The sequence below is a fragment of the Acidilutibacter cellobiosedens genome (genome assembly GCF_004103715.1).
Taxonomy (GTDB): domain Bacteria; phylum Bacillota; class Clostridia; order Tissierellales; family Acidilutibacteraceae; genus Acidilutibacter; species Acidilutibacter cellobiosedens.
This window is the reverse complement of record NZ_CP035282.1, coordinates 2,025,382-2,049,674: the sequence shown is the minus strand read 5'-3', so window position 1 is coordinate 2,049,674 and position 24,293 is coordinate 2,025,382. Positions and strand designations below refer to the sequence as shown.

Sequence of the window (24,293 nt, the reverse complement as noted above, 5' to 3'; positions counted from 1 at the left end):
TAAATTTGTATGTAATACTTGTATATGATATAGTTATGGATAAAAAAGGTGCTAAAGTTTCAAAAAATATATTTAAAATATGTAAAAAATATCTTACTCACATCCAAAAATCTGTATTTGAAGGAAACTTAACTGAATTAAATTGTATGAAATTAAGGATGGAGTTAAATGAATATATTAGAAATGATAAAGATTCAGTACTCTTGTTTAAAAGCAGAGATGAGAAATGGTTGCAAAAAGAATTTTTAGGAATTGTTGATGATAAAACGTCTAATTTTTTCTAAGTGCTTGTCGATGTGTAGTAGCGCAAAAAACATAGAGTATTGACAAACCTGTAAGTTTCAATATATAAGTTAGTATATTTTTTTATTTTGATGCTGTTATATATATTAATTTTATAAATATTATATTATCGACAAAATATAGAGCACAAATTGGGTAATATCAATAACTAATAACAAACGGGTTTTAATAGAACTACAGTAGAATGTAAATGATGGATAAAACTACTCAAAGAATATACTCATTTTTGTTTTAATAGAACTACAGTAGAATGTAAATACCCTAAAATTTTACAATTAAAAGCGAGGTGGTATAGTTTTAATAGAACTACAGTAGAATGTAAATCAGCTTGAAAGGAGTGTCAATATACAATGCTAAATTGTTTTAATAGAACTACAGTAGAATGTAAATATCCCCATTACTGTTACATTGTATTTTTCTTCTATTGTTTTAATAGAACTACAGTAGAATGTAAATTTTGTCAATCGTGATGTAATTTTTTTATGTATATTAGTTTTAATAGAACTACAGTAGAATGTAAATATTCTCGTACTCCGTGGTTTCTTTTGGAGTATATGCGTTTTAATAGAACTACAGTAGAATGTAAATAGCAATTTTGCCCTTCCGACTGCCCCGTTTCTGTTTTGTTTTAATAGAACTACAGTAGAATGTAAATAGAGCAAATACCTCTTTCTACTGCCAACGTAATTGAGTTTTAATAGAACTACAGTAGAATGTAAATTATGATGGACAGGCTATTGTAAAGGGGGTGAGATAAGTTTTAATAGAACTACAGTAGAATGTAAATTATTTACGACCTGGTTATCACAGATAGCAAATTCTTGTTTTAATAGAACTACAGTAGAATGTAAATATACTTTTTTTAGCGGAAAGCGTGGAGAAGGTATACGTTTTAATAGAACTACAGTAGAATGTAAATTTTGCAAGCTCTATTTTATCAAGCCTTTCCGAATGAGTTTTAATAGAACTACAGTAGAATGTAAATTTCAGGGAGGTAATGTTAGTTGTAGCAAGAAAAAAGTTTTAATAGAACTACAGTAGAATGTAAATATCTATGAATACATCCCAATCAATCTTAGTTACATCGTTTTAATAGAACTACAGTAGAATGTAAATTTGCTGAAAAAGAAAATGGAGAGAGAAATAGAGGAAGTTTTAATAGAACTACAGTAGAATGTAAATTAAAAGCTATCGAGCATTCCCCTTAAACCGTTGTTGGTTTTAATAGAACTACAGTAGAATGTAAATCCTACTTTTATAGGCCAAGGGGGAATAATCCCCCTCGTTTTAATAGAACTACAGTAGAATGTAAATCCATAACAATATTTCAGCTGTGTGATGATATTATCTGTTTTAATAGAACTACAGTAGAATGTAAATAAAGGAAATTGGTATTGGTATATCTTTCCTGATGGGCGTTTTAATAGAACTACAGTAGAATGTAAATGAAAAATATAAAGAAATAAAAGAAACAAGGTTAAAAGTTTTAATAGAACTACAGTAGAATGTAAATGAATGTAAACAAGCATCTTGTAAATATATTTTATTGTTTTAATAGAACTACAGTAGAATGTAAATTCTATAATCTGTATTTCTTCCTCTACAACATAAACACGTTTTAATAGAACTACAGTAGAATGTAAATTAAGAATGCCAAGACGTTTATCTGTGCTTTAATCCTGTTTTAATAGAACTACAGTAGAATGTAAATTTGCTGCAATAAATTATTTACTCCTCTGCTGTATACGTTTTAATAGAACTACAGTAGAATGTAAATTTTGTATAAAAGGGGAATAAGAGAATATTCATAAGTGTTTTAATAGAACTACAGTAGAATGTAAATTACATACGCATTACCATAGTGATTCCTGTTTTGCTCAGTTTTAATAGAACTACAGTAGAATGTAAATGTATCCTGGACAGGGATGCTGGAAAATTACAAAGGTGTTTTAATAGAACTACAGTAGAATGTAAATGGAAATGGGAGATAATGACGCAAAGGTGATAGACTTGTTTTAATAGAACTACAGTAGAATGTAAATGGACGGGAAGGATACGATTATATAAGGAATTATCCTGGTTTTAATAGAACTACAGTAGAATGTAAATTGAATTGGCGGCAGAAGTAGCAGGGCTTGCAAGGAAGTTTTAATAGAACTACAGTAGAATGTAAATAATAATAATGAAAACAAGTGAATTGTAAAACATATGGTTTTAATAGAACTACAGTAGAATGTAAATTTCTTTTTTAAAACTGCTATGACAGTTTCTACATCGTTTTAATAGAACTACAGTAGAATGTAAATATGCAAATTATCAAGTTTGTATGATGAATGGTGACCAGTTTTAATAGAACTACAGTAGAATGTAAATGATCTCTATGCGAATATAGAGATTTTGGATAAAAAGGTTTTAATAGAACTACAGTAGAATGTAAATTGCTTACGAAAGGATATCCGGAATTTAACCGGATAGGTTTTAATAGAACTACAGTAGAATGTAAATAAAGTTATATCAGGATTGTTTATATTTGTTTCATTCAGTTTTAATAGAACTACAGTAGAATGTAAATTAAACCAAAGCCGCCTATCGATTTGATAAACGGCTTCGTTTTAATAGAACTACAGTAGAATGTAAATGTATCTCTATCAACCTTGTAAAGCCTATCTACACTCGTTTTAATAGAACTACAGTAGAATGTAAATACGGTGAAGATGTAGAAGTAGATATAAACTCCGGCGGTTTTAATAGAACTACAGTAGAATGTAAATTGAAAGCATTGCAAATACTAATATATACGGCATGGCGTTTTAATAGAACTACAGTAGAATGTAAATCTTGTTTGCACTTGCAAAGATACACAAGATTTATTGTGTTTTAATAGAACTACAGTAGAATGTAAATGAATTTTTGCAAGAAATGTATGAGCAACGTGGTACAGTTTTAATAGAACTACAGTAGAATGTAAATTACAATAGCAGAGCAATTCTCTATTCAAGCCTTTCAGTTTTAATAGAACTACAGTAGAATGTAAATTGATGACTACAATACTTCCCAATTGCAAAAGCAAATGTTTTAATAGAACTACAGTAGAATGTAAATGCAGGAAAGAAGAGAAAAAGAGAATGCAGAGGCAGCGTTTTAATAGAACTACAGTAGAATGTAAATTTCTTTATTACAAATTCTATTAGATGATTTATGAATGTTTTAATAGAACTACAGTAGAATGTAAATTTATCTAACCGCTTGCCTCTAAACTTAATTTCTCTCAGTTTTAATAGAACTACAGTAGAATGTAAATATTCAACCGCCTGGTAGTATTTCAATTCTGGCTTAGTTTTAATAGAACTACAGTAGAATGTAAATTAGCAAATCTAACCTTAATGGCGAAGGTAGGAATTTGTTTTAATAGAACTACAGTAGAATGTAAATTTAGGAATGTCGGAATATATGACAAGTAATACTCGGTTTTAATAGAACTACAGTAGAATGTAAATGCAAAGAACGCCGGTATTCCTGCAAAGAAGGATTTTAGTTTTAATAGAACTACAGTAGAATGTAAATTATACAAAAATATGTTCAAAGGTGGATAACAAACGATGTTTTAATAGAACTACAGTAGAATGTAAATACCTAAATGAACAGGATTTAATAGATAGCTGGAGCGGTTTTAATAGAACTACAGTAGAATGTAAATATATTAAACAATTATAAACTTAATATAATTAATGCAGGTTTTAATAGAACTACAGTTGTTTATGCTAATCTAAAAATAGGTCAGCTGGCTCATTGAAAATTAGGTCACTTTCTTAAGAAAATATGGTATCCTTTCAGTATAAACTGGGAGGAGGAAGAGAAGGAAGTGATAAAATTGAATCAAAAACAAAAAATCATACTTAAACATATTGACGGTATGAGCAATCGAAGCATTGCCAGTGAGCTTCACATGAGCAAGGATACTGTAAATAAATATGTAAATGAGTATGAAAATCAAAAGCAAGAACTTTTAGCAAAAAATCCTGAAACAGATACAAAAGAATTAATTCAAGCAATTGTTGAAAAACCAAAATACAATTCTGAAAACAGAGGGCCAAACAAGGTAACATCTGAGATGATTGAAGTAATTGAAGAATGCTTAAAGGTTAATGAATGGAAGCGTGCTAACGGTATGTCAAAGCAGCAAATGAGAAAAATTGATATTCATGAATACTTGTTAAAGAAAAATTTTAATATTAGTTATTCATCAGTTAAAAGATTAGTTAAAACAATCGAGGATAGGCATCGTGAAGCTTTCATAAGACAAGAATATGTTCTTGGAGATGTATGTGAATTTGACTGGGGTACGGCAAAATTAGATATAGGGGGAGAAGGATATAAAGCTTATCAAATGGCAGTTTTTACTCCTGCTAAAAGCGGAATCAGATATTCAATGCTTTTTAAATCTCAAGATACTCCAGCATTTCAACAATCACATGCAGAATTTTTCTCATTTTGCAAAGGTAATTTTAGAACAATGGTCTATGATAATATGAGGGTTGCAGTTAAGAAATTTGTTGGATTGTTCGAAAAAGAGCCAACAAAAGCATTGACAGAATTATCAATATACTATGGATTCAACTTTAGGTTCACGAATATTGCAAAAGGCAATGAAAAGGGCCACGTTGAGAGAAGTGTAGAATATGTTAGAAGAAAAGTATTCAGTGAGCCGGGTAATGACAAATTCGACACTCTTGCAGAAGCAAACAAGTTTCTTTTTGAAGAATGTATGAAGCTTAATAATAAAGAAACATCTAACGGATTGGTGCCGATGGAAATCTTTAAAGAAGAGCAAAAACACTTGTTTCCTAACTTACCTAAGTTTGAAAGCAGTATTTATTCAGAAAACCGTGTTGACAAATATTCGACCGTAACGGTAAGTCAAAATCATTATTCTGTGCCGGATACATTAGTTGGTAAAATGGTAAAAGTGAAGATGTTTACAGATAAGATAATTATCTACTACGATAACAGCATTGTAGCTAAACATGACCGCAGTTTTAAACTGCATGACTGGAAAATTGAGATTCATCATTATCTTAGAACTCTACATAAAAAACCAGGTGCCCTCAAAGGAAGCACAGCACTGCTCCAAACGGACACCCAGATCAAATATATCTATGAACAGTATTATACCAAAGATGCCAAGACATTTCTACAAGTTTTAGAAATTATTTATGAAAAAGGAATCCATGCTGTGACAGAAGCTTTAAGGGAACTTGAAAAACTGTCACCAATGGATATGAGTGCTGATAAGGTTAAGGTGATTTGTGAAAGTAGAAAGGAAAAAGAAATTTGCGTTACTGTTCCATTAAATGATCATCTAACTGAAAAATCAAGGAGCACATTATCGATTTATGATAAACTTGCAGCACTCCAATCAAGAAAGCTTAACAAGGAGGCTGTATAGTATGAAGGTTAAATTAAATGAAGAGATTAAAGAATACTGTAATATATTGAAACTTAAAGGAATTAAAACTCACTATGAAGAAGTAATATCTGAAGCGGCTGATTATGAGGATTTTCTTCATAAGCTTTTAACTTATGAGATGGAAGAAAAGGATAAGCGTTCCATTGAATGTCGTATTCGAAATGCACATTTGCCTTACAGGCAATATATTGAAGATATTGAAATTGACTGTCTCCCAGTAGATATGCAGAAAAGACTTCCTGAGTTAGCAACACTTGATTTTATCGAAAAAGGCAAAAATATCATAATGACCGGTAACCCGGGAACCGGAAAAACTATGGTTAGTATTGCTTTAGCATTAAAGGCTTGCATGGCAGGTTATAAGGTTCTGTTCACGACAATTCCACTACTGGTTACTACATTGAAGGAAAGCAATAGCGCTAAGACCTTGAGATATTTTGAGAATAGATTTGAAAAATATGACCTTGTAGTGGCAGATGAACTTGGGTACACCTCGTTTGACCGGGAAGGGACAGATCTGCTGTTTAATAATCTTTCTTTAAGGGCAGCAAGGAAATCAACAATAATTACTTCTAACCTTTCATTTGAGCGTTGGATTGAGGTTTTCGGTGATCCGACAGTTACAAGTGCGATGATAGATAGACTTACTTACAAGGCAATTCTTGTCGACATGGAGGGTGATTCTTATCGGCTAAGAGAAACATTAAGAGAAAATGGTGCATCTATTAAATCTTTAACAGCTTAAAGTATTTGTGCCTTTGTACACAAATTTTAGAGGCACATTTATTTACAAGAAAGTGACCTAAAATTAAATGGTCTTTTGACCTAATTTTCGGTTGACAAATAAAATTGAATATAAAATTCAAAAATTCAATACTGAAGATAATTTAAAAATTGGCCTGAATGTAGTAGAGTGGTCTATTGAAAATAATTTAATACAACAAGGTTTTACTGCTTTGGAAGAGACCATAAGGACATATGTATGTAATGAAACGGATAGAAATAATAGGGAAAGAATTGCCAAAATTGCTCTTATGATAAAATCAGAGGCAATAACCGAGAAAAATTTGAGTACGGATGTAAAAGGAAAAGTAAAAAGAATTGCAGATAGATTGGATCCTGAAATTGCTAAACTTTCCTATCAGGTTTCTCAGAAAAGAAATTCAATAAATCATTTTGAATTTTCTGATGATTCGAATGATTATAACTCTTTAAAAAGAGATTTAAAGAAATATTATAAAGAATTTAAGAAGATAATTGAGATCTAAAAAGTTATTGTTGTTTGGTAATATAATAATGGTAGATAAGGTGCTTTATTCATATGCCTTGTCACCATTTAATTGTTAAAAAATCAGGAAGGAATATTTGGAATGTTGTAGAATAATTACTTTGAACATACAAATATATGCAGAAATTATAGACTTGGCAGCTGACAGATAGCCAAAATTATGTTAAATTAAAGAATATTGTTTAAAATACGGTTTATATAAAAAACCATAGGAGATGATGCGCATGCTTTGTAAAATAACTTTTTCATCGAATGATAAGATATTTTTGCCTATGTCCTACAATTATATAATTCAGGGAGTTTTATATAAGTTTATAAATGAGGATTCCTTTGCTGATTTTATGCACAATAAAGGATATACATACAATAAGAGAAGCTATAAACTTTTTAGTTTTTCGAATGTATTGGAAAAACCTTTGTTGGTTGACAGAGAAAAAAAGCATTTTGTATTTCCAAAGGATATCAGCATATATTTTTCTTCGATTGATAATGAGTTTTTCAAATATGTTTTTAATTCAATAATTAATACGGAAGATTTTATCTATGTGAGTCAGAACAGGACATCAATATCAAAGGTAGAGCTTATCAAGCAGAAAATATCCGAGAAAGAAGTAATAAAAACCATGTCTCCCATAACAACTTACAGTACCTTTGTAACTTTTGAAAACAGTAAAAAAACTTATTATTATAATCCATACGAAAAGGAATTTTCTACTAACATACAAAAAAATCTGATTAACAAGTATCAGGCTTTGTATGACGAACCACCCCAAAACAGTGAATTTTCGATTGTGCCGCGAGGGACTCCTCATGAGAAGATTATTAAATATAAGGACTTTATCATAAAAGGTTATACCGGAATTTTTGAGATAGAAGGCTCCAAGGAGCTTATGGATATGGCTTTTTGTGCCGGCCTTGGAAGTAAGAATTCTCAAGGTTTCGGCCTTATTATAAAAAATGATTTAGATAAATAAAATTAAAACGAGGATAAGAGGAGGTGAAGATATGCTGGAGGAGATAATCGAAATAGGCGAAAAGATTCTTGCCGAGCAGGACATAATTGACAGCAGAATCGTTAAGGTTAATATTGAGGATGACAAAAATAATCCGAAGAAAATAGTTATTATAGATTTTGACACTGCCAATAAAAAGGTTAATTTTAAAGTAAAAGAAATGGATGAAAATACCGTTTCGCAATATCTGAATTTGGGAAGAGATGGAGGGCCTAACGCAAATCAATGGTACGTTACTTTTACGAATTCCGTTTCCCTTACTTCCGAAGTAGTAAGTCAGCTTGCAGAAAAGGAAATTCCTGCTGATATAAAAGAAAAACTAAATTTAATTACTGATGAATTTTATTATGATTTCGGGGAGGATGTAACTCCAAAGTACAGGTATATGCTGGATTGGTATAAAATTGGAGTGATATCAGAAAGTCTCAAGGAAATATATGAAAAATATAAAGACGAATCAAAGCCGTATAAGGAAGTTCAAAGTTATTTACAGAAGGAGCTTCAAAAATATCTTGAAAAGTCCAAGGGAGCAAAGAAAAAGCAAATAGGGCTTTATACTCTTAGTATTGACGGACAGGCTGTAGGTTCTTCAAAATGGTATAGGGATTTGGTGAAAAAAAGGCTTACAGTTCAAGAACGAAGTTCAATGGAGAGTAAGGAATTATATTGCAGTTTCTGCGGTTCCAAAGAAGAATGTACATCAGACTTAAGTGAGATGAGTATAAAATACTATACTACAAATCAGTTGATTTTTGCCAACAATTTTGACAGAAAGAATTACGATAAAAATATGGTTTTATGTAAAAGCTGTAAGGATAAGCTCCTTACAGGAGAAAAATTTGTTCAAAATCATATGCAAGGGAAGATTTCCAAACTGGATGTATATATAATTCCCCATATTATTTATAGCAGTTATGAGTTTAAACAAAAGGATTTATATAGGTTAAGCGATAAACTTAAACAAACCATAAATACAGCCAATAATATTGAAAATTTAAAAATATACAAATATGGTTTGCAGGAGTTGAATGAAGCTGTCGGTGAAGGCAATCATTATCTCATAAATTTTGCTTTTTATAAAAAAATGAATCAGGCTACAAAGATATTGAAACTTATTAAAGATATAAATCCGGGTATTTTTGAGAAAATAGGAGAAAGCATAAATGAAGCTCAGTTCACATTTGAAAAGTATTTTCAGCTGATACCTAAAAGAAAATATCAGAGGGGGCTGAATCTTGTTTATTATATGACTCCTATAAGGCTGAGTCAAAAGGTTCCGACCCAGTATCAAAACGTGCTGAATATTTACGAAGCTCTATTTTATGGAAGGAAGCTCAATAGAGAAGAAATTATTTCAAATATTACTGAGTGCTTAAAGATAAACTGGTTTGAACAAGTAGATTATAATGTTTCAAGCCCAAACAGCAAAGATTTTATAGATTTCAGGATTTCCGACGGATTATATTATATGTTGTTTTTGGAAAATATGGGCAATGTGGAAAGGAGTAAGATTATGGATGTATCTAAATTGAATCTTAAAGACAATTATAAAGGATATATAACCGATATGAGATATGATGATCAGCAGGCAAGCTTATTTTTACTTGGATGCTTAGTCGGAGCGGTAGGAAGAAGTCAAAATAGCAAGGCAGCTGCAGCAGATAATAGCGGTACCTATAAACCTATATTGAATAAGATTAATTTTAACGGTATGGATTTTGTAAAAGTCAAGAGGTTGTCAAATGAGATTTTAAATAAACTTAGACAGGAGAAAATATTAAGGTATACGGAAGCTATTTTTTCTGCTCATAAGATGTTGATGGGATTAAACGAAAAGAATTGGAAATATAATAAGGATGAAAATTTATACTATATCCTTTCTGGATATGCATATGAAACTATGAAGAAAAAGGAGGAAAAGAAAGATGAATAACGGACAAATTTTGTATCTTTATGATGCTAAGCTCACGAACCCCAATGGAGATCCTGACGAAGAAAACAGGCCGAGAATGGATTATGAAAGAGGTTTAAATTTAGTATCTGACTTAAGACTAAAGAGGTATATAAGGGATTATCTTAATGATAAGGGCTATATTTTATATGTTCAGAAGGTTGACGGTGAACCTGTTACATCTGCCGCAAGAGTCAAAGAGTTCGTGGAGGATGGGAAAATCGATAAGGATTCCTTTGAAGAACTAAAAAATACTTTTATAGATGTCAGGTTGTTCGGAGCAACTATAACCTCAAAAGATAATAAAGCGTTAACAGGGCCGGTACAGTTTAACTGGGGATGTTCTCTCAACAAGGTGGAACTTCTTGAATCCAGCATAACTTCTCATTTTGCATCTTCCGATACCAATAAACAAGGTGCTATAGGGAAGGATTACAGAGTTAAATATTCCATGATAGCTTTTTCCGGAGTAATAAGCGGAAGAAGGGCAGAAAAGACAAATTTAAGGGAAGAGGATATCTTCCTTTTGGATGAAGCTTTATATAAGGCAATACCTCTTCTTGCGACACGAAGCAAGATAGGGCAGTATCCGAGGTTTTATCTGAGACTTGATTTTAAAGATACGGAAACGATTTTAAGGGATTTGAGAAGTTATATTAAATTGAATCCTGATGATTCAAGTATCAGAGACGTTAATGAATGTAGTTTGGACATAACAAAGCTTGTAGCCTATTTAAACGAAAACAGGGACAGCATTAATAAGATATATTATTTCTATGATGAAGCTTTATCTTTGGAAAATAAGGGCGAAAAGATATTATTGGAAAAGGCTTTGGAAAATTTCAATATAATAAAAATACAGTAGGTGACTGCTATGAAAGGTGTAGTGTTTGACATAGAAGGGAAATTTGCTCATTTCAGAAAATTTTATACCAATTCATCCTCTTTGTCTTATTCATTGCCTCCCCGTACTACGGTGGAAGGCCTCATTGCTTCCATTTTGGGCTATGAGAGGGACAGCTATTATAAAGTACTGTCGTCCAATAAACTTCATATTGCTGTAAAGAAAAACGGACCTACCCGAAGCCTTACTCAAACTTTGAATTATATTAAGGCTACGTCTGCATCGCAGCTTTGTTTTCCCGACGAGCATACTCAAATTCCTTTTGAAATTATCACAGGTTGTAATGATGACAGTATAGTATCTTACAGAATATATGCTGCTTCCGAAGAAGGTTTTATGGAAGAACTTCAGGAACGGCTTATAAAGAATAAATTCGCTTATCCTCCGTGTATGGGAACAGTATTTTTTCAAGGGGATATTGAAAATGTACAAAGATGTGAAATATATTCTGAAAAAAGTAATGAATATGTGCCTATAAGTTCCGTTGTTCCGTCAGAGAAGATAGAGAATATAAAGATTGAAAACTATCAGCTTGTGAAGGAACGTATGCCCAGGGACTTTGATGAGAACAGGGAAATAAAAAAAAGCGGTACCTATATATTTGATCATAGGGGGGTTAAAATAGACCTCAAATTGAAAAATGATTATTATGTTGTAAAGAGCGGTGAAGAATCGTATAAATCTGAAAATATATTATTTATGTGAAGGTGATAATATGGAATTTTATTCTCATCCTGATATGAAACTTATCGTACATTTATCTCAGGTAAAGGAATATTCGCTGATTTATGGGAATAAGGAATATTCTAAGATAAATGAAATTGTTGCTTGCGGTCATGACTTCGGCAAGTACACGACATACTTTCAAGACAGGCTTTTTAAAAGAGAGAAAGGAGAAAAGCCGGAAGGAAACCATGCTCACATATCGGCTGTTTTTACGGCATATGTTATGTTTAATCGGGAAATGGGGGAGGGAGTTCTCCCCCTTATTGCTTATAACGCCGTTTTGTCTCATCACAGCAGGGTGAAGAATTTTGAAAAGTATCTTCCAATGTCATATCACGGAAATAAAATAAATAAATCCGATGCTATGTATTGGAAACTTCAAATTTTGAATAAGCAAAAACAAAACATTAAAGAAAATTATACGGATATTTATAATGAATATAAATCATTAGGATTCGGAGAAGATTTTAAGGCTTTTATGGATGATGAAAATTCAATTGAAAAAACATTAATACTTTTACGTAAGAAAATTCTTTTATTATATGATGAAAAAGATGCATATTGGATTCATCAACAAATTTTTTCAACGTTAATTGCTTCTGACAAAGTAAGTGCATCAAAAGTTAAGCCATTTGAACAAAAATTTATTGGATATTCGGAACTTAATAAAATAAGAGAGGACGAATTCTCGAATAAAGAAAAAAACGAAATTAATAATATGAGAAACAGCATTTTAAAAAGGGTTCAGGAGAATATCTCTAAGAATTGTAATAAAAAAGTATTTTCAATTACTGCTCCTACAGGTTCTGGGAAAACCATGACGGGGTTTTTTGCGGCATTGAAATTGAAAGAGTTAAATTCTGAACTAAAAAAGGTCATATATGTTCTTCCCTATACTTCAATTATAGATCAAAACTATAATGATATCAGAGATTTATATATTGCCGATGAAAATGTAAAAGGCAGTGAATACCACTATATTATGAAACACCACCATTTAAGCGATTATGAAAAGGACAGAGATGATGAAATTTATAATGCAGTTGATTACCAGACTTTTATGGAAAACTGGGAAAGCGGGGTTATTGTTACTACATTTGTACAATTTTTAGAAACAGCCATAGGAGCCAAAAATAAGATGCTTAAAAAATTTTATGCTCTTAAAGATTCTATTGTTTTGATGGATGAGGTCCAAGCTGTAAATATAAAATATTTTGAGCTTTTGAATTATGTATTTACTGAATTAGCGGAAGAACTTAACTGCCATATTATAATAATGACAGCTACAAAGCCTTTATTTTTCCCGAAAGCTTTTGAACTTTTGGATAGTGATATTTATGAAAATTATTGTGAGAAGTTTAACAGAACCCAAATTGTATGTAAGTTAGATGAAGGTATGACTTTAGAGGGATTTTGCGATTATTTCAGCAAAAATAGAAGAGACAAGTCATATATGATTGTGGTGAATACGATTGGTCAGTCTCTTGAATTATACAAGTTGATAAAGGAAACACTTGAAAATAATAACGAATATGGGCATCAGCTTTATTATTTGTCGACCAATTTGATACCTAAGCATCGTGTGGAAAGGATAAATTTAATAAAAAAGAAATTGAAAAGTAAAGAAAAAGTCATTTTAGTTACTACCCAAGTAGTAGAAGCAGGGGTTAATTTAGACTTTGATGAAGTGTATAGGGACATTGCTCCTCTTGATTCAATAATACAATGTGCGGGAAGATGCAATAGAAATAACCGGGGCTTTATTGGAAATGTAAATCTAATAAAAATGGTAGGAGAAGACGGAAGGACTTTCGGAGAAAAAATTTATGGATTGGATACTATCAATGTAGTTGACGAGATTTTGGGGCCGTATGAAAAAGTTGAAGAAAAAGATTACCTGCAACTTATAAATGAATACTATAAAAAAATAAGCGATATAAAATCCCAGCAGCCTTCAAAGAATTTCATTAAATCGATACAGGAAATGAATTTTGACGAAAATGACAAATGGGAAGTAGGGCATTTTTCTTTAATAGAAGAAAACAGAGGATATTTGGATGTATTTATAGAGTATGATGAAAAGGCAGAGGACTTACTTGAAGAATATAGAAACTGTTATGAAATACAAAATATAAATGAAAGACAAAAAAAACTTATTCCTATTAAAAAAGAGATGCAGCAGTATTTTATATCGATGCCGGAGAAGTATTGGAGGACCCTTGATAAATTTACCGTTACTCCGGAGTATGAAATACTTTATATACCGAGAATCGGAATAGGTAGTTATTATGATGACATGACAGGTTATAAGAGAGAAGAAGATGACAGTATGTTCTTTTTCTAATATATTTATTCAAATTTTGCATGTTTAATAATTAATTTTTTAAGGATTCAGGTGATATTATGGAGGTAAACGGTACTTTAATCTGGTATTACAATATATGCAAAAGAGAGGTGTGGCTCATGTCGAGAAATATTGTTCCGGATCAAAATGATGAAAACATAGATTTTGGGAGATTTCTCCATGAGCAAACGTATAAAAGGAATAAGAAGGAGATAGCATTTGGTAATGTCAAATTTGATGTTATATTAAGTACTAAAGAAAAACTTGTAATAGGTGAAACTAAAAAGACTTCAAAATACAGTCAGGCATCAAAATGGCAACTTCTATATTATCTTAAGGTATTAAAAGATGCGGGAATAGATGCTGAAGGGGTGCTACTTTATCTCGAAGAAAAGAAGAGAACAGAAATTATTTTAAATGAAGAGACTTTGCAAGAACTTGAGGTAATGAAGAATAGTATTGTTGATATTATGCAGAATGAAACTCCACCTAAAGTTGAAAAGTGTAAATTTTGCTATAATTGCGGATATAATGAATATTGTTATTCTTAAGGGGGTCGGAATAGTGAAGAAGGATATGTTTATTTTTAATAATGGCAGGTTGTGCCGAAAGGATAATACATTAATGTTCGAAGGAGAAGAAGGAAAAAAGTATATTCCAGTGAATAACGTAGAGTCAATTTATATTTTCGGAGAGGTTGATGTAAATAAAAACTTTCTTGAATTTGTATGTTCAAATAAAATTACAATTCATTTTTTCAATTACTATGAATACTATGTGGGAACTTTTTATCCAAGGGAATATTTAAATTCTGGATACGTAATTTTAAAGCAAAGTGAGGCATATTTGAATTATGAGAAAAGGGTTATTATAGCTAAGACATTCATCGATGGTGCTATAAAAAACATACTGCAGGTTTTGAAGTATTATGAGAGGAGAAATTCTAACTTAGAAGGGGAAATAGAAGAAATAACAAATCTTCTTGATACATTGCAGCTCCAGAGTACAATAGAAACTATCATGGCAATTGAAGGCAATGTAAGACAGGTCTACTATAAAAGTTTTAATAAAATTTTGGATGATGAAGACTTTACATTTACTTCCAGGACAAAAAGGCCTCCTAAAGATAGAATTAATTCTCTGATAAGTTTTGGAAATTCTATGCTTTATACTTTGGTTTTATCCCAACTGTATCAGACTCAATTGGATCCTCGTATTGGATATCTGCATAGTACAAATGACAGGAGATTTTCACTTAACCTTGATGTAGCAGAAATTTTTAAACCTATAATAGTTGATAGGACAATATTTTCTGTAATTAATAAGAAAATAATAACTAAAAAAGACTTTAACAAAGATTTGGGAAGCATTATACTTAGTGATGAGGGGCGAATGAAGTTTATTAAGGAATTTAATGAAAAACTTGAGACTACGATAAAGTACCCGAATTTCCCTAATCGCGTAAGCTATAAAAGATTGATACGCCTTGAAGCATACAAATTGCAGAAATTTATAACCGAAGATGAACAATATCTACCATTTATAGCTAAATGGTAAGAGATGTGAGATTATGTATATTATTTTAGTATACGATTTTGGAGAAAACAGAGTAGCTAAGGCGTTGAAGACATGCAGAAAATATTTAACTTGGGTTCAAAATTCGGTATTCGAGGGAGAAATTACTGAAGGTGATTTAAAAAAACTAAAAATTGAACTTGAGAACAAAATGAATAAGAATGAGGATTCATTAATTATATATACCTTAAGTAATGACAAATATTCCAATAAGGAAATAATCGGCTGTGAAAAAAATAAACCTACGATATTTTTTTAATGTCGACCTATAATAAGGTAAAAACATCGGGGGATCGACATTTGAAAATTTATAATAAAAAGGCTGATAAATACAGATTAATAGCAAATAACAAATAATTTTATTTAACAAATATTTATATATTGCAGTAATATGAATGGCTAACTTTAGCTAAAAATATGGATTTATAATACCTAATGAGGAATTGAAACAATTTTTTGTAAATTTCATTTTTCTTTTTCTGTCCAATTTATAATACCTAATGAGGAATTGAAACTTTCTATGAAAGAAGGCATTTCAAACATTCTTCCTACATTTATAATACCTAATGAGGAATTGAAACACTAGCCGATAGGCTGGTGTTCTTAGGAATCCACTAATTTATAATACCTAATGAGGAATTGAAACTTTGCCATAATCTACACTTCCCTTTGTGTCCGATTCATTTATAATACCTAATGAGGAATTGAAACTGTTTTCTATTCACGCAACCAAATACAAGGAAATGATTTATAATACCTAATGAGGAATTGAAACTCATTTTCTTAATCCGTTTCCTGCACTGAGCGTCTTATTTATAATACCTAATGAGGAATTGAAACTAGTATTGTCAACGTATAAGCCCTTTAATCCGCTTAATTTATAATACCTAATGAGGAATTGAAACTAGCACATAAGCTTACGGGGCAAAAAGGAACAGTGTATTTATAATACCTAATGAGGAATTGAAACCTTTCTTTTCAAATTCTTCTATACTTCCTTCAAAACAAATTTATAATACCTAATGAGGAATTGAAACATTAATTCAAAGCGGCCCCTTACCCCCGCTTTGTAGGATTTATAATACCTAATGAGGAATTGAAACTAGGCCCTAAAACGGCAGATATGCAGAACGAAGATTATTTATAATACCTAATGAGGAATTGAAACTCATTTTGAAATTTTGTAGTCTATCTTGACATGTCATTTATAATACCTAATGAGGAATTGAAACAACGCAGGAATGGCCGCTAAGATCACAACAGTTGAAGATTTATAATACCTAATGAGGAATTGAAACATCATGGATATCAAATTTTAAGGTTGACAGATAGGCATTTATAATACCTAATGAGGAATTGAAACCTTCATTTGGATTCATTATTCCTCTGTCAACGAATTATTTATAATACCTAATGAGGAATTGAAACATGAACTGCAACGGATGAACGCTATTCAGAATTTTAATTTATAATACCTAATGAGGAATTGAAACTTTTCTATAGCTGTATTGAGGCAATCCTTGCACGTATTTATAATACCTAATGAGGAATTGAAACATATTTTCCATGTTATCCATTTTATCACCTTTCCTTATTTATAATACCTAATGAGGAATTGAAACATAAGTAATTCTTGTATTTTAGCTTGACGTTCAAGAATTTATAATACCTAATGAGGAATTGAAACTAAAAGGAGTGATAAGAAGTGAAAGAAGCTCAAAAAATTTATAATACCTAATGAGGAATTGAAACTCATGATTCCAAGGAAGAACGGTAAGGCATTATCTTATTTATAATACCTAATGAGGAATTGAAACTCTAAAGTATCAGCTAACTCTCTTAAATCTTCTGAAATTTATAATACCTAATGAGGAATTGAAACGACGAAAATGCTGAAAAACAAAAATGGGCTAGAGTGATTTATAATACCTAATGAGGAATTGAAACCACAAATTATAGGGGCATCTGCCTTATTCTCATACAAATTTATAATACCTAATGAGGAATTGAAACTTGCTGGAGGAAAACAAAGAATGAGGAAGCAAAGGAATTTATAATACCTAATGAGGAATTGAAACGCCGGATGAAACCGGAACTTGTTTCAGATAATGTGTATTTATAATACCTAATGAGGAATTGAAACAGAATATTGGAACCTATTCTCTGAACATCTTCTTTCTTATTTATAATACCTAATGAGGAATTGAAACTCTATTTGTTCTTTCAATAACTCTATTTCTTTATTCAAAATTTATAATACCTAATGAGGAATTGAAACTAAAAAGATTAAGAAGATGGACAGGCAAGAGATGGAATTTATAATACCTAATGAGGAATTGAAACAAATTTCCCTCTACGCTTTTTTACAAGGTTGCGACCATTTATAATACCTAATGAGGAATTGAAACCAGGAAGGCCGAACAAAGAGGAAATAGAAAAATTCTAATTTATAATACCTAATGAGGAATTGAAACTTTGCTTTTGATTTGTCCTCTACTTCTCCGCTTTCCGATTTATAATACCTAATGAGGAATTGAAACAATACACCACGTGTTACGGTTCATGAACTTTTATAAAATTTATAATACCTAATGAGGAATTGAAACCAATGTTTTTTGCGCCCTTGAGGGGAACAGTGTAGCAATTTATAATACCTAATGAGGAATTGAAACATGTTTTGTTTTTTCCCATAGCATCCGACGCTACAAATTTATAATACCTAATGAGGAATTGAAACATTAAATTCATTTTAATTCCTCCCTTTATTTAACAATTTATAATACCTAATGAGGAATTGAAACTATCCTTTTGTGCAAAGTTCCGTGGCGCATTGTCTGATTTATAATACCTAATGAGGAATTGAAACTTTAGAGAGAAAGGGAGGTAAAGTATAAATGATGTATAATTTATAATACCTAATGAGGAATTGAAACACGGCTCTATAGCAGTTTTTTTCTGTCCAAAACGACATTTATAATACCTAATGAGGAATTGAAACATAAAAATGGAGCTAAGGCAAAGAGAATTAGAATCCGATTTATAATACCTAATGAGGAATTGAAACACGACGAGAAAATAAAATTAATAAGAAAAATGCCCATTTATAATACCTAATGAGGAATTGAAACCTTGTCCTTTTAGAATTTTTCCTTGGTTTCCTGTTATTTATAATACCTAATGAGGAATTGAAACTAATTAAGATAGCCATTATTAAAAGGAGGTTTAAAATTTATAATACCTAATGAGGAATTGAAACCAGCTATATAAAACTATTACTTAGCTTTTTAGAAGCATTTATAATACCTAATGAGGAATTGAAACTTGTCACGGGAGCGGATATGTTTTTATCGACGGGGAATTTATAATACCTAATGAGGAATTGAAACTTCGGGAGAGCTCTATGGCCGTTTAAAATACCTGCGATTTATAATACCTAATGAGGAATTGAAACTCTGTACACTTGCGGCCACACTAATCACCTCCTGAAAATTAAGCATAATAAAAGCACTTACTAAATAAAAATAGTGAGTGCTTATTTCTTTCTAAATGTCTATCCCATGCTTTTCTTTTAAAAATTGAATGAATTCTTTATGATATTTTTCTTTTTCTCCCTCCTTTAAAGGTTTGTAGCCTATAGTTGTTCCTCCTGGATTTTGTCCTAATCTTGCTTTAAATTTATCTTCATCTGAAAGTTTTTTATAAGCTTCTCCTTTCTCTTGCTCTGGCAATTTCATAAACTCTTCAAAGGTTAATTTTTTATTATTCATGATATTCCTCCATCATAATATAATATTTACTATTATTTTCAACAATGTCTGATATTCTAAATATTGAACCTCTTTGATATAAAACTTCTTGCTCTTCCGGGTTATATTTAGAAATATCCTTCCCTTGCTTAGAGTTTATTATAAAATATTGTACTTGTCCATCGGGGTTATAAATATTTATAATACCTAATGAGGAATTGAAACTTTACCGTTTCTTCATGTTTAAAATAGATATCCTATCCCCAAACTTTACTTTCCCCAATATAATATTTACACTATAGTTAATTTTATTGACACAGCAAAACTGTAGTGATACTATAAATTTATAAACAATACAATTTTAAAGCGATACGATACGTTTAATAAGTTTTGGGAGGTATTATTTTGAAAAAATCTTTAATAATGACTCCTGGGCCAACGGAGGTTCATGAAGATGTGAGAAGAGCAATGGCCCAGAGTATAACTAATCCGGATTTGGATGTGAATTTTTTTGAATATTACAAGGAAACCTGTGGTAAGCTGAAGAAACTTTTAAATACTAAAGAGGATGTACTTATATTAGATGGCGAAGGAATACTGGGGCTTGAAGCAGCCTGTGCATCTTTAATTGAACCTGGAGATAAAGTACTATGTATAGATAATGGCATATTTGGGAAGGGTTTCGGAGATTTTGCTAAGATATACGGAGCAGAGATTACATATTTTAAGGGAAATTATAGAAGATCCATTGACTTAAAGGAACTAGAAAACTTTTTAGAAAAAGATAATGACTTTAAATTGGCAACTTTAGTCCATTGTGAGACACCTTCTGGTCTTACAAACCCTGTAAGCAAAATATGCCCGCTATTAAAAAAATATGGGATAATTACTGTGGTGGATTCAGTTTCAGGCATTGGAGGAGAACCATTAAAGGTGGATAAATGGCAAATAGACGTAGTCCTCGGAGGAAGCCAAAAATGTATATCCGCATCACCTGGATTGACTTTTTTAAGTATCAGTAAAAAAGCTTGGGATATTATCCTCAACAGAAAAACACCCATTGCATCTTTCTATTGCAATCTGGCAATATGGAAAAACTGGTATGAAGAAAAATACTTTCCTTATACTCCTCCTATAAGTGATATATATGGGCTAAATTGTGCATTGGATAGAGTTTTTAAAAAGGGAGACTATATAGAAAGACATAAAAAAATAGGTACTGCAGTTAGAGAAGCTATAATGAAATCCGAATTGGAACTTTATCCTATAGACGGATATTCAAATACGGTTACCGCAATTTTAATCCCTAAAGGAATTACATTTTCCGATATATATAATCATATGGTGGAAGAACACAATATAATGATAGGAGGAGACTTTGATTGTCTGAAGGATAAGGTTATTAGGATAGGGCATATGGGAGAAAATTGCTATGAAGAAAAGGTTTATATAACTTTAAAGGCATTGGATGAAACATTTAAAAAATATGGAATTAATATAAATGGAAGTTTGCATAAATATTTTGCTGATGCTATGTAGATATACTAAATCATGATAAGCAGAGTTTATTTTATTAATAAGCTCTGCTCATAAGGTTTCAGCAATTCTTTTAAAATCACTGGATTCTTAATATTTATATTGAGCCACAAATCTTCTTTATCTTTAGGCAATATAACAGGCATTCTGTAGTGAATGGATTTCATTTCTTCGTTTGAATCTGTCGTAAGTATAGTAAATGCATAATATTCAACTCCATTATCATCTCTAAATATATTATATAATCCGGCCATAGAAAAAATATCCTCACCTTTAACATATATTCTCCTTTTTATTTTATTATCTCCGGATTTTTCCCATTCAAAAAAACTTGTTGCGGGTATTAAACATCTTTTGTTATAGAAGGAATTTTTAAATGTTGGCTTTATATCGACAGTTTCACTTTTTGAGTTAATTATAGGTCTTTTAGCAAAGCTCGGCATAAATCCCCATTTTAACACTCTAAGTTCATTATACCCCCTGTTTATTATCACAGGAGAAAAATCCGTTGGAAAAATTTCATCCTTAGAATTAAATTCACCGATTTTTTTAATTACTTTATATCTATCTATTAAAAAATCTATATCCACATCCAATGAAAATCTACCGCACATAATTTTCATCCTCTCATTATTTGATTATATATTCTTTATAATATTATTATATAATAGTAATAGATTATTTACCAGGTTATAATAACATATATAAAAAGTGGACAAGGGGCGACAATATGCAGAATAGAATACCAATTAAATTTTGGAGAAATATTGCTGATGTTTTAGTTTTAATAAGTATTATTTTGACCGTCCTTGCTTTAGTTTTTCTTGGAAATGATATTGTTATTCATTGGACAGCCGATGGAATTCCAAATGGAAATATGAATAAATGGATGTTTTTTGTATTTCCGATTTTTACTGTAATGAGCTCGCTTTCCTACAATTCTTGGATGAAGGGTTTAAAGGAAGAGGAAATAGGAGGTGCATTTACTGTATTTTTGACTTATTTATTTGTAGTAGTAGAAACCCATATTTTTCTTCTTAATATTAAGTTAATTAAACCATCTTTTTCTTTGTTACTAATCTTATTTGTGTTTTTTGCTTTGTTTTTTGCAGTTCTTGTTGGTGTACGGTTACGGAGAAACAAATAGAAGGAGTTATCATAAGAAAATTTGTCATTTGAGAGAGGATGACTGAAAAATGAAGATTGAAGTTGATAAAAGGTATTTATTATTTGGATTAATGAATATTGTGGGAGCAATTTTACATAATGTCAACGTAAAAAATGTTTTATCTCCCAAAATTGAACAGAGGATACAAGAACAACAGAATAAAGCTTTAAAATATGATGAAACTGTAATAAAAAATAATAAGATATTGGAAGGATATAGGGCAATGATTAGAAAATCCGGCAGAAGTTTAAAAAAATATCCGCCTACGGCAGAAGCATTAATTAATAATATAAAGGATAGAGGACATATGCCTCGTATTAATAGTATTGTAGATATTTACAATATGGAAGTAATCTCAAATTTTTTATCTATCGGAGCTCATGATTATGATAAAATTTCACAAACATTATGTTTTACTTTTGCTGAAGGTGAAGAAATTTTTTATCCCATAGGCGGAGGAGAAAAAAGAACAGTCAGAGGTGATTTTCTTTATAGGGATGAGAATGATATTTTAGCTTATCTTGATGCTAGAGATTCAGAGCTATATAAGATTTCAGAGGAGACAAAGAATGTTATACTAATTGTTCAGGGAAATGCAAATACAAGTAAAGAATACCGAGAAAATTCTTTAAAACAGATAGTTGAGCAAATAATAGATAATTGCGGAGGTCAGTATGAGATGTTCTCAGTAGATTGTGGTAACAGCATAATAATATCTTAGCTGAAATAATTTAAGACTCTTAAACCTTTTTGAATTGACAAGAGACGAGTAATATAGTAATATCAGCTGTGGATGGGGTTAAAAAAATATTTGAGAAGATGTTTGTTCTTATGGAAAACGTTAATATGAACGCTGTTTTATACATAACAATTAATTCTCTAAGATTTCTTGAAATTTATTTTTTAACAAAATTTATAAAGAGGAAAGAGGAATTATGGACAATCAAATTTTAATTTATGGAATAACTATTATAGCAACGATTATACTGTCGATATTTTTGTATAAAAAATATCATTTAACACGGTATCAATGCTTGATTTTTATCTTATTGGTTTTATTTTGGTCTGCTGTTAATATTGTACGTTCTTATCGTAAGGCTTATGCAATGGCACCTGTTGATATAGGAGGACTGGCATTAGGAGGAACATTGGCTGCCAATATTGCTGCTGCATATGGATTGATATCAACTTTTATTCGCTTACCTGTATTTGCTCTGAGCGATTATTTTAAATCCCGTAAAGCTCTGATTTTATTTGCGGTTAGTGCTGTACTGGTTACATCAGTTTATGTAGTGTTTAAACCCGGTTATTATTCATTATTATTGTCTTCATTGGCATTGGGAATTAGCGCATCGATGTTGTCTTTGTTTAACGTATTGTTTGCCGAAACTTTTGACAGCAATCAAGCCATGATGTCTGTGTCAATTTTGTCGGTTGCGCCATTATTGGCGGAATTTATTATGTCCCCCATACAATATACAGCAACTAAAGGTAATATTAAGCATTATGGCGAAATGTGGATAGTAAGTGCTGCTTTATCTTTAATCACATTAATATTTTTGTTATTTGTGAAAGATAATAAAGAACCTACAAGAAATTTTTCGCTAAAGGGATTCAAAAAAGTAGTTAGTGATCAGCGTTTGCTAATTCTAAGCGCAGTGGGAATATTGGTATCATTTATTAAATTCAGTTCCAGCGGTAGTAATTTAGTTGCTTTTGTTCGCTTAAAAGAAATTGGAATGAGCGATTTTCTGATTGCATATATTGATTTTATTTACAGCAGTTTTCAATTAGTTGCAGGCGTTCTGGCAGGATTGTATTTTAAAAAGAAGATAGGTATTCGAAATACCCTAATTCTTGGACTTGCTCTTTGTGGCATATTTTCATTAACATTGACTATTACTACAAATCAGTGGGTTATATTCTTTACCCATGCTTTAAGCGGTTTTGGATATGGATTGACTTATAATATTTTGATTGGAGTTGTAATGGAACCATATGCAAAGAATGTTCGTGAGATGACAATGGGAGTATATCAAACCTTCTTTGGATTAGGCATTTTCTTTGGAGACAAGATTTATGCGTGGATGATAGATTTATTACCCGATGGAATCTCTGATTATATGATGCATATAGATGTTTTTACGATTATAACTGTCATAACATTTGCAACAATATTGCTTGTACTGTATTTGTTTAGACAAAGTAATCGCAAATTTTTTGAAAACAAAAGTTATTGATTGAAAAAAATAAATTTAAAAGATTAGATATT

General features: G+C 31.0%; 18 protein-coding genes and 2 CRISPR repeat arrays. Of the genes, 16 read left to right on the top strand and 2 right to left on the bottom strand.

The features are described from left to right. The first annotated feature begins 5 nt into the window (after nucleotides 1-5). From cas2 (EQM13_RS09835) to cas2 (EQM13_RS09780), 12 genes are all read left to right on the top strand, one after another. Nucleotides 6-284, top strand: a complete 279-nt coding sequence (cas2, locus tag EQM13_RS09835) for a CRISPR-associated endonuclease Cas2 (RefSeq protein WP_128752547.1) — start codon at nucleotides 6-8, stop codon at nucleotides 282-284. A gap of 181 nt (nucleotides 285-465) precedes the next feature. Further along, a CRISPR array of direct repeats spans nucleotides 466-4,000; the repeat unit is 30 nt; unit sequence GTTTTAATAGAACTACAGTAGAATGTAAAT. A 165-nt stretch (nucleotides 4,001-4,165) separates the two neighbouring features. Then, the gene (gene istA / locus EQM13_RS09830; RefSeq protein ID WP_128751667.1) at nucleotides 4,166-5,749 is read left to right on the top strand and encodes an IS21 family transposase; all 1,584 of its coding nucleotides are present in this window, start codon (nucleotides 4,166-4,168) and stop codon (nucleotides 5,747-5,749) included. A 1-nt stretch (nucleotide 5,750) separates the two neighbouring features. Then, a complete protein-coding gene (istB, locus tag EQM13_RS09825; protein ID WP_114217624.1) occupies nucleotides 5,751-6,515 on the top strand; it encodes an IS21-like element helper ATPase IstB in 765 nt (254 codons plus the stop codon). A gap of 91 nt (nucleotides 6,516-6,606) precedes the next feature. Beyond that, on the top strand, nucleotides 6,607-7,038 hold the full coding sequence (locus EQM13_RS09820; protein WP_128752546.1) for a TM1812 family CRISPR-associated protein: 432 nt from the start codon (nucleotides 6,607-6,609) through the stop codon (nucleotides 7,036-7,038). A gap of 244 nt (nucleotides 7,039-7,282) precedes the next feature. Continuing rightward, the gene (gene cas6, locus EQM13_RS09815; RefSeq protein ID WP_159429015.1) at nucleotides 7,283-8,032 is read left to right on the top strand and encodes a CRISPR-associated endoribonuclease Cas6; all 750 of its coding nucleotides are present in this window, start codon (nucleotides 7,283-7,285) and stop codon (nucleotides 8,030-8,032) included. A 31-nt stretch (nucleotides 8,033-8,063) separates the two neighbouring features. Beyond that, entirely contained in the window at nucleotides 8,064-10,004 is a 1,941-nt protein-coding gene (locus tag EQM13_RS09810; protein ID WP_128752545.1) for a TIGR02556 family CRISPR-associated protein, read from the top strand. Next, nucleotides 9,997-10,887: a type I-B CRISPR-associated protein Cas7/Csh2 gene (cas7b, locus tag EQM13_RS09805; RefSeq protein ID WP_128752544.1), complete on the top strand. Its 891-nt coding sequence runs from the start codon at nucleotides 9,997-9,999 to the stop codon at nucleotides 10,885-10,887. The genes EQM13_RS09810 and cas7b overlap by 8 nt, the downstream gene beginning before the upstream one ends. A gap of 9 nt (nucleotides 10,888-10,896) precedes the next feature. Beyond that, a complete protein-coding gene (gene cas5b / locus EQM13_RS09800) occupies nucleotides 10,897-11,631 on the top strand; it encodes a type I-B CRISPR-associated protein Cas5b (protein ID WP_128752543.1) in 735 nt (244 codons plus the stop codon). Between the two features lie 10 nt (nucleotides 11,632-11,641). Then, nucleotides 11,642-13,996 carry a CRISPR-associated helicase Cas3' gene (gene cas3, locus EQM13_RS09795; RefSeq protein ID WP_128752542.1) on the top strand — a complete coding sequence of 785 codons (2,355 nt, stop codon included), beginning with the start codon at nucleotides 11,642-11,644 and terminating at the stop codon, nucleotides 13,994-13,996. Nucleotides 13,997-14,055: 59 nt separating this feature from the next. Then, the gene (gene cas4, locus EQM13_RS09790; RefSeq protein WP_128752541.1) at nucleotides 14,056-14,547 is read left to right on the top strand and encodes a CRISPR-associated protein Cas4; all 492 of its coding nucleotides are present in this window, start codon (nucleotides 14,056-14,058) and stop codon (nucleotides 14,545-14,547) included. A gap of 13 nt (nucleotides 14,548-14,560) precedes the next feature. Then, nucleotides 14,561-15,553 (top strand): type I-B CRISPR-associated endonuclease Cas1b, encoded by a 993-nt coding sequence (cas1b, locus tag EQM13_RS09785; protein WP_128752540.1) that lies wholly within the window; start codon nucleotides 14,561-14,563, stop codon nucleotides 15,551-15,553. Nucleotides 15,554-15,566: 13 nt separating this feature from the next. Further along, the gene (cas2, locus tag EQM13_RS09780; RefSeq protein WP_128752539.1) at nucleotides 15,567-15,830 is read left to right on the top strand and encodes a CRISPR-associated endonuclease Cas2; all 264 of its coding nucleotides are present in this window, start codon (nucleotides 15,567-15,569) and stop codon (nucleotides 15,828-15,830) included. Between the two features lie 162 nt (nucleotides 15,831-15,992). Then, nucleotides 15,993-19,022: direct repeats of the CRISPR family, unit length 29 nt; unit sequence ATTTATAATACCTAATGAGGAATTGAAAC. 91 nt (nucleotides 19,023-19,113) lie between these two features. Here cas2 (EQM13_RS09780) and EQM13_RS09775 read toward each other — a convergent pair. Next, on the bottom strand, nucleotides 19,114-19,338 hold the full coding sequence (locus EQM13_RS09775) for a hypothetical protein (protein WP_071138517.1): 225 nt from the start codon (nucleotides 19,336-19,338) through the stop codon (nucleotides 19,114-19,116). 384 nt (nucleotides 19,339-19,722) lie between these two features. Between EQM13_RS09775 and EQM13_RS09770 the strand changes: the two genes are divergently transcribed. After that, nucleotides 19,723-20,856: a pyridoxal-phosphate-dependent aminotransferase family protein gene (locus EQM13_RS09770; RefSeq protein WP_128752538.1), complete on the top strand. Its 1,134-nt coding sequence runs from the start codon at nucleotides 19,723-19,725 to the stop codon at nucleotides 20,854-20,856. A 26-nt stretch (nucleotides 20,857-20,882) separates the two neighbouring features. Here the strand turns inward: EQM13_RS09770 and EQM13_RS09765 are convergent, their stop codons facing one another. Beyond that, a complete protein-coding gene (locus EQM13_RS09765; protein WP_200795929.1) occupies nucleotides 20,883-21,476 on the bottom strand; it encodes an SOS response-associated peptidase in 594 nt (197 codons plus the stop codon). 107 nt (nucleotides 21,477-21,583) lie between these two features. Between EQM13_RS09765 and EQM13_RS09760 the strand changes: the two genes are divergently transcribed. The 3 genes from EQM13_RS09760 to EQM13_RS09750 all read left to right on the top strand — a co-directional run bounded on the left by EQM13_RS09760 (nucleotide 21,584) and on the right by EQM13_RS09750 (nucleotide 24,261). Next, a complete protein-coding gene (locus EQM13_RS09760; protein ID WP_128752537.1) occupies nucleotides 21,584-22,000 on the top strand; it encodes a DUF1648 domain-containing protein in 417 nt (138 codons plus the stop codon). A 49-nt stretch (nucleotides 22,001-22,049) separates the two neighbouring features. Further along, nucleotides 22,050-22,742: a B3/B4 domain-containing protein gene (locus tag EQM13_RS09755; RefSeq protein WP_071138521.1), complete on the top strand. Its 693-nt coding sequence runs from the start codon at nucleotides 22,050-22,052 to the stop codon at nucleotides 22,740-22,742. A gap of 385 nt (nucleotides 22,743-23,127) precedes the next feature. After that, on the top strand, nucleotides 23,128-24,261 hold the full coding sequence (locus EQM13_RS09750; protein ID WP_406565225.1) for an MFS transporter: 1,134 nt from the start codon (nucleotides 23,128-23,130) through the stop codon (nucleotides 24,259-24,261). Nucleotides 24,262-24,293 lie beyond the last annotated feature (32 nt).